The organism is Desulforhopalus sp. IMCC35007, from assembly GCF_005116575.1.
Lineage (GTDB): Bacteria > Desulfobacterota > Desulfobulbia > Desulfobulbales > Desulfocapsaceae > Desulforhopalus_A.
Genome location: NZ_SWCN01000002.1, coordinates 49988 through 64736 on the forward strand (window position 1 = coordinate 49988; position 14749 = coordinate 64736).

Genomic DNA, 14749 nt, shown 5'->3' on the forward strand with positions numbered 1-14749 from the left:
CAAAACGGGTATCCCTACAAATTGCTCTCTTGCAGTCATCGTTATCACTCTTTTCAGCCCAATATATTTCATCTTATTTTACTGCCATACCAAAATAATCCCCCCGCTCCATCCTTTGTCAGTCTGTTCTTTCCTCATCCATTATGATAGCCGTACTATCGGCATCAACTACCTGCATGGGCAATACCTCCATGGAAATCACTGTCATGTTAGACGAGATGGTAAAGTCTTGGCAATAATCAGCCGAAACGATGGATAGAGGTTTTTATTACTCAATAACCAGCAAACCCCAAAGGAGGATGTTAACAAAAATGAAAATAGCTGCGACTACGGTCAGCATGGATGCAGCGAGAACCTACACGGAAGTAGATTACAACAACACAATCTGGCAACAGATCAATTCCACCCCCTTTTCCTCTTTCCAGACCTCCCAGAGTCCTTCTGGAAATACCTTTCAAGAAAATTTCTTTACCCTCATTCAATCATCAACTACAAGCCAGCAGGCTGGATCATGGTGCAGAACTTCCCCTGAAAAGGTTGAGAAAAACCAGGAGGAAACAGATTCTGTAAATCAGGACCAGACAAGACATAACGCCCTGTCTTCAATGGTCAAAAGTATATCTGGTACTTCAATCAACATTAAACATGTCGAGACTGAAAACCGCAATCAACAAACCACTGCGCCACAACTCTCCATCGGCCGGGCAAACCTTACCAGCAGTGCCATACATGTAGAGCAGGAGTCTATTTTTATTCAGACAGAGGGAACTGTACAAACAGAATCCGGTCAAACCATCTCATTTAACATGGGAGTACAGATGCAACGCCAGGAGGTATTGGTTCAGTCGACTGGTCTTTCCCGGATTATTCATGGTATCGATCCCATCGTGCTCAACTTTGATGCGAATATTTCCATGTTTGATAACACCTATTTTTCTTTTGATCTCGATGGCGATGGCAGTTGTGAGGAGATCTCCGGCTTGGCCGATGGTTGTGGGTTCCTGGCCCTTGATCGCAATGGAGACGGGTTGATAACTGATGGCCTTGAACTCTTTGGACCCACCACAGGAAGTGGTTTTACTGAACTGGCAGAACTGGATATGGACGGCAATAGCTGGATCGATGAAAATGATCCGATTTTTGACAAGCTTCTGGTCTGGCTTGGGGCAGGCGGTGAGGGAGAACAACTTGTGAGCCTTCGACAGGCGGGGGTAGGTGCCATTTCTGTCACCCATGCAGGCACACAGTTCACCCTTGAAGGTATGGACGGACAGGTACAAGGTGTTGTCCGCGCATCTGGAATGTTTCTTATGGAAAATGGAGAACCAAAATCGCTGCTGGAAATTGATATCGTGCCTCGGGATACTAAAGAACATAACGTCACGCTCAACGACCATGCTCTGGATAGCAGTTCCCAGAGATCCATTAACAATCTTCGGGAAATCATCTTCTGGCAGCGTTTAAAACTCCAGATAATGCTGACAAAACAGGAACTGAACCAGGCCCCCAGAGAGATGATGAGACGCCTGCAGCATATCTCCTCTGGACCAGATTTTTCTTTGCTTTCTTCGTCTTAACAAGATATACCGGGCAGCATAAGTAGTACTGCCCGGTACACTTTTCATCTATCTTTACCTGGAAAAATCGTCTTATCTCTCTTCCCCAGCCTTCAACTCCTGCCATTCATCCCCATGAATTTCACTGTTGATAAAGTTGAGAAGAAACGTTCTTTTATCTTTTTTGAAAAAAGCCAGCTCTTCAATCAACTTTTCACAGCCGCTGACCTCCTGGCTCAGCTCATCCATAGCGGCATCAAGCTCTTCCTGAACGTACTCCCGATCATCATCATCCTTACATCTGGAGAGTTGTTTTGTGAGGCTTTTCACCTCTGCTTTTGCCTCTTTTATCAGCTCTTTTGCGTTTGTTATTTCGTATTTGAGTTCCTCCTCCCGCGCTGCCATCTCTTCTTTGAGGCTCCGGACAAAATCGGGAAGATCAGTTTTTTCTAAATAACCAACCTGAAGCATGTACTTTTTATACACCTGCACTGCCCGGTTTATTGAAATAGGTTTATCAAGGGGAGTGATCATCTCCTGAGTCATCAAAGATAAGGTAGAACCAGCCGCAATTACCGTATCATCGGAGCTTTTGCCCATACGCCTCTTTAATTTACTGAGCAATCCATTTTTTCCGAAAAACTGTACCAATTCCTGCTCCTTCATCCTTTCGTTTTGGGATTACATCATCCGCTAAGAAAAATCGCTGTTAAATGTAGCTCTTAAGAGGATTTTTCATGTGCACTCCCCAAGATTTAGCCTTGCCAAAAAACACGATTATCGTTTATGTACACTAATCCCGATCAACAGAATATAAGCCACGATACGTATCGTATGACAGATTATTTTCATGCAAAAACAAGCTATACGAACAGTTGTATAAAAAATCGGCAAGACACTCAACATTCTACCTACATAAAACTTGTTTGCCTGCCGCACAAGATACCATGATCTCGGTTATTTTTCACTTTTCTTACACCATATTACTGGAGAATTAAAATGCTGTATTGTCGTAAATTTTTTTCAATTATTCTGCTCACACTATTGCTGGTTGGCTCATTTTCTCCCGCTACCCATGCAGCAGAGGCAGTCTTAATTGGCTTGAATCTTCCCCTTTCCGGTTCTTTGCGTGATCTCGGAGAAGATACTCTTGCAGGAGCTGAATTACTTGGTAGTCAAATCAACGATCAAGGTGGTCTGCTCGTCGGACAAACAAGGTATCCTGTCCAGTTTATTACCGTTGATAACGAATCGAATGTTGAAAAATCTGTCAGTGGAGCCTTGAAGCTGATCAGCCGCGATAAGGTTTTGGGGATAATCGGTCCCAATGCCAGTTCAAATGCCATCCCTGTCGGAGGGATTTGTTCCTCCTTCAAGGCCCCCATGATCACCCCAACCTCTACAAACCCCGCCACTACTCTTAACCGGCCGTTTGTCTTTCGCTCCTGTTTTCTTGATGATTTCCAGGGAGAGGCAATGGCTAAATTTGCCATCAAACAGTTCAATGCCCAAAAGGCTGCCGTTCTCTATGACAAAGATAATGCCTATTCAAAAGGACTGGCTAAATTTTTTAAAAAATCCTTTGAAGAACAGCGCGGCGCAGGTGCAGTTGTAGTCTTTGCAGACTACCAATCAAACCCCGGCGACCTGAGATCACAGCTCACGACAATCGTTAACTCCGGTGCGGAGGTTGTCTTTGTCCCTCAATTTGCCCATGAGCTCCCCGGCATCCTCAAACAGATTCGCGCCGCAGGCTGGGATAAGCCGGTATTGGGCGGCGACGCCTGGGAATCTTCAGAATTGATGAAAAACTGTGGAGATCTCTGCAAGGGACTTTTTTTCAGCTCCCACTTCAGTCCATATGGTACCACAGGCAAGAGCCTTACCTTTGTCAAAGACTACGAGAAAAAAAACGGCAAACTTCCTACAGGTTTTGCAGCTCTTGGTTATGATGCAACGAACCTCCTCCTTGCAGCAATTTCCAAACTGAATACACTCGATATCGATCTTTTTGAACTTCGAACCGAGATTAAGGAGCACATTGCCACAATACGCGACTTTGATGGTGTTTCAGGTACCATCAATATGAATATCAGTGGTGATCCGGCTAAAAGTGCCGTAATAATACGCATAAATGAGGATGGAAGGTTTGAAGCCTACGGTTCAGAAAACCCATAATCGTCAAGTATTCCACAAAAGGTGGGTACGCCAGTAAACCAATTTTGACCGCAGCCCATAAAGGTATTAATCTCACGATTACGTGGAAAAAATACAGATATCTTCTTGTATTGTATAGTATTAAATATGGCTCTGTCTCTTCGATCCCTGCAGGGACAGGCATGATCAATCGCTACAACATGGAATAGATTTTGCTGTTGTATTTTAGATTCATCCAGCTACCAAACCCGATTTCTGGCTGAAACAAAAATCAGGGTCCCGCAGAGTCTGCCGGCAAAGCATCCTGATTTTAAACCGTTCAATACACTCAGGAGGAAACGAATGAAAAAACTGCTACTGTTTATCTGTTGTTTAGCCCTATTAACAACCAGCCTGTCCCAGGCTGGAACACCGAAGGACTTTCTGGTTATGGGCACCAAGATTGATGATATTATCACTCTTGATCCCGCAGAAATTTTTGAGTTTTCCGGAGCTGAATATGCCGCCAACACATACGACCGGCTGATTAACTACGATGTGGATAACGTCAGTAATATTTATGGCGGTGTTGCGGAAAGCTGGGAAATTGCCGAGGACGGTGTCACCTATACTTTCAAGATTCGTGAGAATATAACCTTCCCCACAGGAAATAAGCTGACGGCAGATGATGTTATCTTTTCCCTGCAAAGGGTTGTCAAACTCGACAAGTCCCCTGCATTTATACTGACTCAATTTGGTTTTACCCCGGATAATCTCGATCAGACTATTATCAAAGTCGATGATTACAACGTTAAAATGGTCATCAATAAACCCTACGCCCCAACATTTTTCCTCTATTGCCTTACTTCAACACCAGGTTCAATAGTCGATAAAAAAGAGGTCCTCGCCCATGAAAAAGATGGTGATCTTGGTTACAACTGGCTTAAAACCGCCTACGCCGGATCAGGCCCCTATACCCTCAAATCATGGAAGCCCTCAGAATCATTGATTCTTGATAGAAATGATACCTACTGGAATACACCTGCCAAGCTAAAGCGTGTTGTCCTCCGCCACATCGCGGAATCCACCACACAGCGACTTCTTCTTGAAAAAGGTGATATCGATATCGCCCGTAATCTCCAGTCAGATGATATGAAAGGGCTTGCTGACAACAAAGACATTGTGATCCGTAAAAAAGCAAAAGGGGCCGTCTTCTACCTTGGCCTCAACCAGAAAAACGAGTACCTGAAGATTCCCCAGGTTCGCCAGGCTTTTAAATATCTCATTGATTACCAGGGAATGGAACAAACCATTCTCAACGGCAAAGCTACCATTCACCAGGCATTTTTACCAAAAGGCTTTCTCGGTGCCCTGGAAGAAAACCCGTTTTCACTCAACGTGGAAAAAGCCAAGGAACTCTTAAAAGAAGTTGGGCTTGAAAATGGCTTTAGCGTCACCATGGACACCCGGAACAATGAACCCACTACCTCTATGGCTCTCGCCATTCAGGCAACACTTGCCCTGGCAAATATCAAACTTGAAATTATACCAGGTGAAGGGAAACAGACCCTGACCAAGTACCGCGCCAGAAAGCACGATATCTACATTGGCCGGTGGGGACCGGACTACATGGACCCTCATACCAATGCTGAGACCTTTGCTCGAAATCCTGATAACAGCGATGATGCCAAAGTCAAAACAGTTGCCTGGAGGAACGCCTGGGATATTCCAGAACTCAGTAAGAAAACAGAGGCTGCGGTTCTTGAAAATGACACCAGCAAAAGGGCCGAAATGTACCTTGAGCTCCAGCGGGAAGTCCAGGAAACATCACCCTTTGTTATCATGTTTCAGGACATTGAAATTCTGGCAAAAAGAGCAAACGTCAACGGTTTTGTTCTTGGACCCAGCTTTGACAGCAACTTTTTCCAGTACACAACGAAATAAAAGCGAAGTGTCAGTCTCATCCCGCAGAGGTTTTTCTCTGCGGGATTTTTTCAAGGTTTCATAAATTTCAACATTTTCACACATGAGCTACCGGCTTTAAAGAAAAAGACTATGCATTTCATCATTATTTCGGGTAACCATTATACCTTCACTGAGCACAAGTCGCTCCAGCCACAAATAATGAAAATCTTTTTACGATCCCATACAGGCCACCCCTATCTATGCCGTTAAAGCTCAGCTCAAAAAGAATTCGCAAAGCATCTACCCAGGTCGGCCAGCTCATGATCATGGTTGGGGTGACCTTCTTTGGGCTTTTACTCATCACCTTTCTGATCGGCCGGGTGGTGCCCATCGACCCCGTTCTTGCAGTGGTGGGTGATAAGGCGCCTCCTGAAGTGTATGAGAAGGTTCGTCTGGCAATGGGACTTGATCTCCCCTTATGGAAACAATTTTTTATCTATGTGAGCAAGATTTTACAAGGGGACCTGGGGACCTCGACACTTACCGCAAAACCAGTTCTTGAGGATATTTTCAGAGTATTCCCTGCCACCTTTGAACTCGCCTTTCTTGCCACCTTGATTGGTATTTTTGTCGGTATCCCGCTGGGGGTTTTTTCCGCCGTCTACAGAGGGAGTATCTGGGATCATATCGCTCGGGTTGTTGGCCTTCTCGGCTACTCTCTGCCAATTTTCTGGCTGGCCTTAATGGCACTGATGGTCTTTTATGCAAAACTTGACCTGCTTCCCGGTCCCGGTCGGGTGGACGTTTTTTACGAGGATATTGTCGAGCCTGTAACCGGTCTCATGCTTCTTGACAGCCTGCTCGCCCATGAGTGGGATATTTTTAAAAATGCCCTCTCCCACGTGATCATGCCAGCAAGCCTTCTCGGCTACTACAGCATGGCCTATCTCTCCCGGATGACCCGTTCTTTTATGATAGAACAGTTACGTCAGGAGTACATCCTGACGGCAAGGGTAAAAGGAGTTGCCGAGTGGAAAGTCATCTGGGGGCATGCCTTTGGGAACTGCGGTATTCCGCTTATTACTGTTATTGCCCTCAGTTTTGGCTCCCTGCTTGAGGGATCTGTTCTGACGGAGACTATCTTTGCCTGGCCTGGCCTGGGACTTTATCTGACCAACTCACTGTTAAATGCGGACATGAATTCGGTCCTCGGGTCCACGATTGTGGTTGGTGTTATTTTTCTCAGTGTAAATCTCTTTTCTGATTTTCTATATAAAATAGCAGACCCTCGTGCTCGCTGAAGGGCGTTAAGACGACCAGAATTATGGAAAATAACTATTCACAAAATGTTTCAGGAAAAAGGCAGTGGCTCCTTTCAGACAGTCCCGCCACGGCCCTCCAGGCTAACGTCGGCAGGCTCTATCTCGGCCTTCTCCAGTTTCAACAAAACCGTCTCGCCCTTATCGGCCTGCTCATCATTGCAGTTCTTATTTGCACCTCTGTCTTTGCCCCGCTCATTGCCCCGTTTGACCCCATCATCACAAACCTCGCAGCACGCCTTCACCCACCATCAACAACATATTTTTTAGGTACAGATGAGATGGGCAGGGATATTTTCAGCAGGATCATCTGGGGTTCAAGACTCACCCTCTATGTGATTGGCCTAGTTGCCATCATCGCCGCTCCGGTGGGTATTATCGTTGGCACCATTTCTGGCTATTTCGGCGGCTTTATTGATACCGTTCTCATGCGGATCACCGACATTTTTCTGGCCTTTCCTAAACTCATCCTGGCGCTTGCCTTTGTTGCCGCACTCGGGCCTGGCATTGAAAATGCGATCATTGCAATCTCCATAACCTCATGGCCTCCGTACGCAAGAATCTCCCGTGCTGAAACCATCACCATCCGAAATTCAGACTTCATAAAGGCCATACGGCTTCAGGGCGCAAGTTCCTTTCGCATCATCACAAAACATATAATGCCTCTCTGTCTGTCATCGCTGATTGTCAGGGTAACCCTTGATATGGCCGGAATAATTTTAACTGCAGCAGGGCTTGGCTTTCTGGGACTCGGGGCACAACCACCCTCACCAGAGTGGGGCGCCATGACCTCCAGTGGCCGTGCCTTTATCCTCGACCACTGGTGGGTGATCACCATGCCCGGAACTGCAATTTTTATTGTCAGCCTCGCCTTTAACCTCTTTGGCGACGGTCTGAGAGAAGTACTCGACCCAAAAAGTGACAGCTAACTCAGGCCTCCGATGAATACAGAAAACCTTCTTACCGTAACCAACCTCAACATCACCTTCCCTTCCCCGAAAGGTGATGTCTCCGCCGCCTGTGGTGTCAGCTTTTCCCTTGGTAAGGAAAAAATCGGGATCGTAGGTGAGTCCGGATCGGGGAAATCGGTCACCGGTCGCGCCATATTGCGCCTGCTTCCACCCTATGCACAGGTCGTCTGTGACGAAATACGTTTTAAGGGAGAAGACCTTCTCACTCTGTCAGAAAAAGAGATGCGCAGGATCCGCGGAAAAGAAATATCCATGGTCATGCAAGACCCTAAATATTCACTCAATCCTGTTCGCACCGTCGGCCACCAGATCATGGAAGCCTATACCATTCACCGGCGGGTCTCTCAAAAAGAGGCCAAAGAAAAAACCCTGGAAATGCTGGCAGCTGTACAGATCAGAAACCCCAAACAGGTGTACAACCTCTATCCCCACGAGGTTTCCGGCGGCATGGGCCAGAGGATAATGATTGCTATGATGCTTATCCCGGAGCCAAGCCTGCTCATAGCCGACGAACCAACCTCAGCTCTGGATGTCACCGTCCAGCTTCAGGTGCTTGCAATCCTCGATGATCTTGTGACAACAAGGGGAATGGGACTTATCTTGATTTCCCACGACCTTGAACTCGTCGCATCTTTTTGCGACAGGGTTATCATCATGTATGGTGGTAGAATCATGGAAACAATAAATGCTGCCGATCTTCACGACTCCACCCACCCCTACACCCGGGGCCTCCTCAACTGTCTCCCCAAAATTGAGGGCGGCAGTACACGTCTTCCCGTTTTAAAACGTGACGCCTCCTGGCTCGATGCGCACTATAATCAACACATTACTGGAGGCTCCGATGCTTCTGGTTGATAAGCTCAACATTATATTTGGCCACGGTAAGGCTAAAAACCACGCACTGAAAGATGTCTCTTTTTCCGTCAAGAAGGGGGAAAGCTTTGGCCTTGTGGGGGAGTCGGGCTCCGGAAAATCAACGGTACTGAACTGTATCGCAGGACTTTTGCAGAACTGGACGGGTTTGATTGAAGTGGATGGAAAAACGGTGCACCGTAGAAAACGGCCAATTGAATTTTATCGCAGGGTACAGATGGTTTTTCAGGATCCCTATGGCTCTCTCCATCCACGTCACACCATAGATAAAACCTTAAAAGAACCTGTGGCTATACATCGCCTCGGCAACGGCAATGACCGGGTGGCCCAGGTTCTTAAAGAGGTGGGTCTCGATCCAAAATTCCGCTTTCGTTTTCCTCACCAGCTGTCCGGTGGCCAACGACAAAGGGTGGCCATAGCACGGGCACTCATTCTTGAACCGGAAGTGCTGCTTTTAGACGAACCAACCTCAGCCCTTGATGTCTCCATCCAGGCGGAGGTACTCAATCTCCTCCAGGATATCCGCGAACAACGCAATCTCACCTATATCCTGGTAAGCCACAACCTTGCTGTCGTCTCCCATATGTGTGAAAACGTAACAGTTATGAACCGTGGGCAGATTGTGGAAAAGATAACGAAACAACAGCTGCAGCAGGACACACCGCAGAACCAGTATACCAGACAGCTGTTGCTTGCCAGTAGAGGATACGATCGACAGGCCATCGATCAGTTTAAAGAATATTGACAAGGCGGCAGGCAGACCTAATAAGTGAAAATGGAGACAGCGATTATGACGACAAAAGCAACCATTAACGTCGGTGTGAGCAGCCATTACCGTGAAGCTTCCTACAACAGCGAGATAACCACCCAGGGCCTGCTTGGAGAAGAAGTCGAGGTTGTCGACCACCAGCCACTTTTCAGCCGCATTATCCAGGCAGACGGTTACAGCAGCTGGATCAGCACTGACCAGCTCAGCTTTTTACCAAGTCCCGTGGGCCATAAAGGTCTGGTAACATCTCATTTCACCACTATTTTTCAGGAAAAAATTCACCAGGCTCCGAGATTGCGCGATGGAGTTATCGGCTGCACACTGACAATAGACGGTGAAGACGGCAACTGGTACCGGGTCTGCCTGCCCGACCACAGCATTGGCTGGGTTGAGAAGAACTGTCTTGGAACGTACAGGACCTTGAGCCCGGAAAACCTTGTTCAACAGGCAAAGGATTTTCTTGGCTACCAGTATACCTGGGGAGGCATTTCCCCAAAAGGTTTTGACTGTTCCGGACTTATCCAGACAGTGTTTCGCCTCTGCTCGACTGAGCTTTCCAGGGATTCCATAGAGCAGCAGCGTCACAATTTTCTCTCAAAAAACTACAACGACGCTCTGCCCGGGGACCTGCTCTTTTTTGGAAAAACCAAGGGTAAGGTAAGCCATGTTGCCCTTTGTATCGGCAGAAACAGATTTATCCACGCAAGTGGCTGGGTCAGGGAAAACAGTTTCAACCCCGAAGACCCTGATTTCAGTCAATATCATATCGACACCTTCATCTCAGTTAATCGATACCTCTCCAAGTAAAACAAAATATCATGAAAATTACCCATATCACCAGCCAGCTTGTCCCCATTCCTCTGGTCAGAACCTTTACAACATCACTGAGATCCATCTCCCAGGTTGATTCCATTCTGGTCATCATCCACACAGACGAAAACCATACGGGATACGGAAGTGCTGCCCCTGTTCCTGTCATAACCGGTGAGACAGTGGAGTCTATTTTGGGGGCGGTTAATTATATTGGTCAGCAGCTGTCTGGAATGGTACTTGAAAACGCCGAGCTCATTTTCCAAAAGCTCAACTCCTGTATGATCGGTTCAATGTCGGCAAAGGCTGCCATTGATATGGCGATCTATGACCTCCTGGCAAAAAGCATGGGGGTCCCCCTCTATCAGCTCCTCGGAGGAAAAAATCAGGAGCTCAACACAGATATCACCATCAGCCTCGGCAGCCCTGATCAGATGCTGGCGGAATGCAGGGAGCGCATCGAAGAGGGCTATCGTGTCATTAAAATTAAAGTAGGCGGGAATCCAGATACCGATATAGAAAGACTGCTGAGAATTCACGATGCTTACGGAGAGAAAGTCTTGATCCGTATTGATGCCAATCAGGGGTGGAAAGCAAAAGAAGCGGTGTATGTCTGCCGGGCACTTGAGGGAGCAAAGGTACCCATAGACCTTGTAGAGCAACCCGTTGCTGCAAGTGACGTGGATGGGATGAGATTTGTGCGGGAAAACACTCTCTTTCCTGTCTTTGCAGATGAGAGTATCTTCTCACCGCAGGACGCCCTGAAATTCATCGAACAGAGAGCCATTGACGGTATTAATATCAAACTGATGAAATGCGGCGGCATCTATAATGCCTTGAAAATTATTGCCATAGCCGAATCAGCAGACCTGCCGTGTATGATCGGCTCCATGATGGAGGCGCCCCTCAGTGTCCTGGCTGCCGCTCAGCTTGCAAGCTGTAAGACGGTCATCAGTCGTTTTGATCTTGACGCCCCACTTTTTTGCCAGACCAACCCACTTGCTAACGGTCTCTCCTACATGGGATCTACGGTGTGCCTGTCTGACCTCTCCGGCCTGGGTACAGGTTCCATCACTTTATAAAAATTGGAATATACTGAAATGGACAGCTCTTTGCAGCAACAGATACAAAAACTCCATGACAGGGCATTTATCGTCGATGCCCATTTTGATCTCACCTACGAGGTTCACAACCGGCGTGAACGTGGGGAGAGACAAGTTATTGAACGGGATTACCTGCCACAGTTTAAGGCTGGAGGTTTCAATCTGATTGTCTCTGCCATCTTCATCCACGACTATTTTCTGCCCGAGATGGGGCTGAGAAGGGCCCTTGATCAGATTGCCTGCCTCCACGAAGAAATCGATGAATCCCCTGGAAAATGTTGTCTTTGCAGAACAACAGCAGAAGCTGTACAAGCCCGCAAGAATAATCAGGTCGCAATATTTCTCTCCCTTGAGGGCGCAGAGCCGCTACAAAATGATATTCACCTGTTGCGCATCTTTTATGAACTCGGGGTACGGGGACTCGGGCTTGTCTGGAGTCGTCGTAACTATGTTGGTGATGGAGCCTTTTTTACCACAAAAAAAAGTGGTCAGCGCAGCGGGATAAGTTCCTTTGGAATCCAGCTGATTGAAGAGGCAGAAAAACTTGGCATGTTCATCGATGTCAGTCACCTCAACGACGAAGGCTTTTGGGATGTCATCGATATTACCAGCCAACCTGTTATCGCCTCACATTCAAACTGCAGAAGTCTTGCCTCATCGATGCGTAACCTCACCGATGTTCAAATCACGGCCATTGCTCGAAAAAACGGAGTCATCGGCATGAACTCAATTAACAAGTTTGTCCGTGACGAGGATGAAGGTATCGATGTCAGCCATCTGGTTGACCACCTTGATCATATTGTCTCCATAGCGGGAGTCGAACATGTTGGTATTGGTTTTGATCTCTGTGACAGCTTTAAAGACTACCTGCAGATCGAACAGGAACTCCCCAGTAAAGATGTGATTGAAACCCATGCAGGACTGGGTAAATTTACAGCAGAACTCCTCCGCAGAAACTACAGCGAGGACGATATACTAAAAATACTCGGAGGAAATTTTCTACGAATCTACCAGGAAACCATCGATTAAAGAGCAAACAACTGCAGGCAGGATACATAGTCTGACCACTATACTACAGAGAAGATACAGTCAGACCACTGGGTCGTCTTATCATGTTACAAGTGTTTGTCTTGCTCGATCTCATCCAATAATCGAGCAATATTTTCGCTCAAAATGGCATAAATTCCTTCCAATTCCTCTCAGGAACAAGGCCAATGATGATTGTTTCTCAGGTTTTTCTGACTGCCTCCTGAGCTGTAAAATTGAGTTTTTTTAAATAATGGAGTCTTCACTCTTGACGACCTGCCTCAGGTAAAAGAAAATACTACAATACCGCATTGCAATATCCGTCTGATGAATAGAGAAAGTAAATGTCTCCTCTTCACTGAAACCTCTGTAAGAAGTACTAAAGAAAATCAATATTCATCTCTATGAAAAAAAACGACCACCAAGTAATCCAACAACTATTTGACGATTACATACGAATGTATTCATCCCGCGATGATCAGCTCACTGCGCATTTTAGCGAGGATTTCTCAGGTTTTACTGGTGGGGGGGATTTTTTGGTGAAACAAAGAGAGGAATGGGTTGCGATTACCCGCCAGGACTTCGCCCAGATAAAAGATCCCATACGTATCGAAATTAAAGACCTCTCCATTCAGTCATTGGCAGATACAATTGCCGTTGCGACCGGATTTTTCACCATCAACCTGCCAATCGATGACCAAATTTTATCAAGAGAGACAGCACGCCTGGTGTTAATATTCCGCCTGGAATCAGCAGGCTGGAAAATCACCCACAGCAGTATATCTATTCCCTACCATCTGGTTCGAGAGGGTGAAGTCTACCCGATGAAAGAGCTGGTTGATCGAAATCAGTTTTTAGAAAAGATGGTTTCCGAACGTACTACTCAACTTTCCGATGCAAAGGAGACATTAGAACGGATCAATGAACAGCTTACAAACGAGATAGCAAAGCACAAAGAGACTGAGCTGCAGATCCACAAACTGGTCCAGCAACTGGAAGTCGAGAGAGATACAGCACAGCTTAATGCAGTGACAGACAGCCTGACGGGCCTGGTAAATCGTAGATATTTTGATGGTGCAATCAGCGCCGAATTCTACAGATTAAAGCGTTCAGGAGCCTTCTTATCAATTATCATGGTGGATATTGATCATTTCAAGCAGTTTAATGATTTTTATGGACATTTGGCCGGAGATAATTGTCTGAAAGTGGTTGGATCAGTATTGAAAAACGTCATCTGTCGTGTTCCGGACGTAATCGCTCGATATGGGGGAGAGGAATTTGTGGTGATGCTGCCAGAAACCGACCGAAATGGGGCTATAAATATAGCCGAACAGATGAGGGATGCAATTGAAAAACGGGCAATTCCACACGCTGCATCTGCAACGGCGAATCACATTACCATAAGTCTTGGTGTGGTTACTATATCCACAGGTGAAGACCCGGTTACTCCTGAACAGATCGTGGCAATGGCTGACAATGCTTTGTATAGCGCCAAGAAAAACGGTCGTAATCGTTGTGAATTTTTTGTCAAGAGTCCCTCCCTGTAAGCATTACGGCAATCGCTATCTCTCATTCCCAGACTGTTGAAGCAGCAGCACAGCATAAATTTGGTTGGACAGTAATCTGCTAAATTTTTGCACATCAACACTTCACTGAGCTTTATTTTGATAGGCACTACCTTTCACAAAGGAACAAAATGTATTAAAGATAGCACATAGGCGAAGCATAAATGTTTATGTCTTCACGGTAACCCGGAAAGTACATTGCGACTGGAGGCTGCCATATGGGAAAATCTGTAATTTTTAAGGTTATAAACAACCGGATATTATTTAGATGTTCAGCCTGTAAAGCCAAAAGAAATGTCACCATTCCTGCCGATGTCAGGCAAAAATCCATTCGTTGTCATAAATGCGCTGAACTGACAAGGTGTAACTTCAATAGACGGGTGGAACCAAGAGAAGGTCAAAGTGGTATAGTTATTCTAGAGACAAGTGCTGGAAGAGAGATAGATGTGATGCTCCACGATGTCTCAAGCCAGGGCCTGGGTTTTAACATAAACGTCGGTTCAGCCCGTACCTACAGAATTGGGGTGGGCAATCAGGTCCGCCTTCGCTGCACCTGGAACCCGCGCCTCATATCCAACGGAACTTTCATTGTACAAAATGTTAACGGCCAGAGGGTCGGTTTAAAATCAAAACAATTTTCAGGTTAGCCTTTTCTGCCAAAACATAGAAACGGGGCAACTTCTTGCTTCAACGAATTCCTCAGCCCCCTGTTTTGC

At 46.4% G+C, this 14749-nt stretch carries 13 protein-coding genes; 12 read left to right on the top strand and 1 reads right to left on the bottom strand.

Annotated features, from left to right (window positions below):
• The first annotated feature begins 311 nt into the window (after nucleotides 1–311).
• A complete protein-coding gene (locus tag FCL48_RS02075; protein ID WP_136870586.1) occupies nucleotides 312–1577 on the top strand; it encodes a hypothetical protein in 1266 nt (421 codons plus the stop codon).
• Nucleotides 1578–1649: 72 nt separating this feature from the next.
• On the opposite strand, the gene FCL48_RS02080 is transcribed toward FCL48_RS02075, so the two are convergent.
• Nucleotides 1650–2156 carry a hypothetical protein gene (locus FCL48_RS02080; RefSeq protein ID WP_136870587.1) on the bottom strand — a complete coding sequence of 169 codons (507 nt, stop codon included), beginning with the start codon at nucleotides 2154–2156 and terminating at the stop codon, nucleotides 1650–1652.
• Nucleotides 2157–2555: 399 nt separating this feature from the next.
• Here FCL48_RS02080 and FCL48_RS02085 point away from each other — a divergent pair, with 399 nt between their 5' ends.
• The 11 genes from FCL48_RS02085 (at nucleotide 2556) to FCL48_RS02135 (ending at nucleotide 14680) form a co-directional block, all read left to right on the top strand.
• Nucleotides 2556–3734: an ABC transporter substrate-binding protein gene (locus tag FCL48_RS02085; RefSeq protein ID WP_136870588.1), complete on the top strand. Its 1179-nt coding sequence runs from the start codon at nucleotides 2556–2558 to the stop codon at nucleotides 3732–3734.
• Nucleotides 3735–4055: 321 nt separating this feature from the next.
• Nucleotides 4056–5636: an ABC transporter substrate-binding protein gene (locus FCL48_RS02090; RefSeq protein ID WP_136870589.1), complete on the top strand. Its 1581-nt coding sequence runs from the start codon at nucleotides 4056–4058 to the stop codon at nucleotides 5634–5636.
• 221 nt (nucleotides 5637–5857) lie between these two features.
• A complete protein-coding gene (locus FCL48_RS02095) occupies nucleotides 5858–6898 on the top strand; it encodes an ABC transporter permease (protein ID WP_169309040.1) in 1041 nt (346 codons plus the stop codon).
• Nucleotides 6899–6921: 23 nt separating this feature from the next.
• Nucleotides 6922–7845: a nickel transporter permease gene (gene nikC / locus FCL48_RS02100; RefSeq protein WP_136870590.1), complete on the top strand. Its 924-nt coding sequence runs from the start codon at nucleotides 6922–6924 to the stop codon at nucleotides 7843–7845.
• 12 nt (nucleotides 7846–7857) lie between these two features.
• On the top strand, nucleotides 7858–8742 hold the full coding sequence (locus tag FCL48_RS02105; protein WP_136870591.1) for an ABC transporter ATP-binding protein: 885 nt from the start codon (nucleotides 7858–7860) through the stop codon (nucleotides 8740–8742).
• Complete coding sequence (locus FCL48_RS02110) at nucleotides 8729–9505, top strand: ABC transporter ATP-binding protein (protein WP_136870592.1); 777 nt, start codon at nucleotides 8729–8731, stop codon at nucleotides 9503–9505. Before FCL48_RS02105 ends, FCL48_RS02110 begins: the two co-directional genes overlap by 14 nt.
• A gap of 45 nt (nucleotides 9506–9550) precedes the next feature.
• Nucleotides 9551–10336 carry a C40 family peptidase gene (locus tag FCL48_RS02115; protein ID WP_169309041.1) on the top strand — a complete coding sequence of 262 codons (786 nt, stop codon included), beginning with the start codon at nucleotides 9551–9553 and terminating at the stop codon, nucleotides 10334–10336.
• An 11-nt stretch (nucleotides 10337–10347) separates the two neighbouring features.
• On the top strand, nucleotides 10348–11421 hold the full coding sequence (locus FCL48_RS02120) for a dipeptide epimerase (protein ID WP_136870594.1): 1074 nt from the start codon (nucleotides 10348–10350) through the stop codon (nucleotides 11419–11421).
• Nucleotides 11422–11439: 18 nt separating this feature from the next.
• Nucleotides 11440–12471: a dipeptidase gene (locus tag FCL48_RS02125; protein WP_136870595.1), complete on the top strand. Its 1032-nt coding sequence runs from the start codon at nucleotides 11440–11442 to the stop codon at nucleotides 12469–12471.
• Between the two features lie 401 nt (nucleotides 12472–12872).
• A complete protein-coding gene (locus FCL48_RS02130) occupies nucleotides 12873–14015 on the top strand; it encodes a diguanylate cyclase (RefSeq protein WP_136870596.1) in 1143 nt (380 codons plus the stop codon).
• 236 nt (nucleotides 14016–14251) lie between these two features.
• Complete coding sequence (locus tag FCL48_RS02135) at nucleotides 14252–14680, top strand: hypothetical protein (RefSeq protein ID WP_136870597.1); 429 nt, start codon at nucleotides 14252–14254, stop codon at nucleotides 14678–14680.
• Nucleotides 14681–14749 lie beyond the last annotated feature (69 nt).

Coding starts and splice junctions, on each gene's coding strand:
- FCL48_RS02075 (WP_136870586.1), top strand. CDS start 312: ATGAAAATAGCTGCGACTACGGTCAGCATGGATGCAGCGAGAACCTAC.
- FCL48_RS02080 (WP_136870587.1), bottom strand. CDS start 2,156: ATGGGCAAAAGCTCCGATGATACGGTAATTGCGGCTGGTTCTACCTTA.
- FCL48_RS02085 (WP_136870588.1), top strand. CDS start 2,556: ATGCTGTATTGTCGTAAATTTTTTTCAATTATTCTGCTCACACTATTG.
- FCL48_RS02090 (WP_136870589.1), top strand. CDS start 4,056: ATGAAAAAACTGCTACTGTTTATCTGTTGTTTAGCCCTATTAACAACC.
- FCL48_RS02095 (WP_169309040.1), top strand. CDS start 5,858: ATGCCGTTAAAGCTCAGCTCAAAAAGAATTCGCAAAGCATCTACCCAG.
- nikC (WP_136870590.1), top strand. CDS start 6,922: ATGGAAAATAACTATTCACAAAATGTTTCAGGAAAAAGGCAGTGGCTC.
- FCL48_RS02105 (WP_136870591.1), top strand. CDS start 7,858: ATGAATACAGAAAACCTTCTTACCGTAACCAACCTCAACATCACCTTC.
- FCL48_RS02110 (WP_136870592.1), top strand. CDS start 8,729: ATGCTTCTGGTTGATAAGCTCAACATTATATTTGGCCACGGTAAGGCT.
- FCL48_RS02115 (WP_169309041.1), top strand. CDS start 9,551: ATGACGACAAAAGCAACCATTAACGTCGGTGTGAGCAGCCATTACCGT.
- FCL48_RS02120 (WP_136870594.1), top strand. CDS start 10,348: ATGAAAATTACCCATATCACCAGCCAGCTTGTCCCCATTCCTCTGGTC.
- FCL48_RS02125 (WP_136870595.1), top strand. CDS start 11,440: ATGGACAGCTCTTTGCAGCAACAGATACAAAAACTCCATGACAGGGCA.
- FCL48_RS02130 (WP_136870596.1), top strand. CDS start 12,873: ATGAAAAAAAACGACCACCAAGTAATCCAACAACTATTTGACGATTAC.
- FCL48_RS02135 (WP_136870597.1), top strand. CDS start 14,252: ATGGGAAAATCTGTAATTTTTAAGGTTATAAACAACCGGATATTATTT.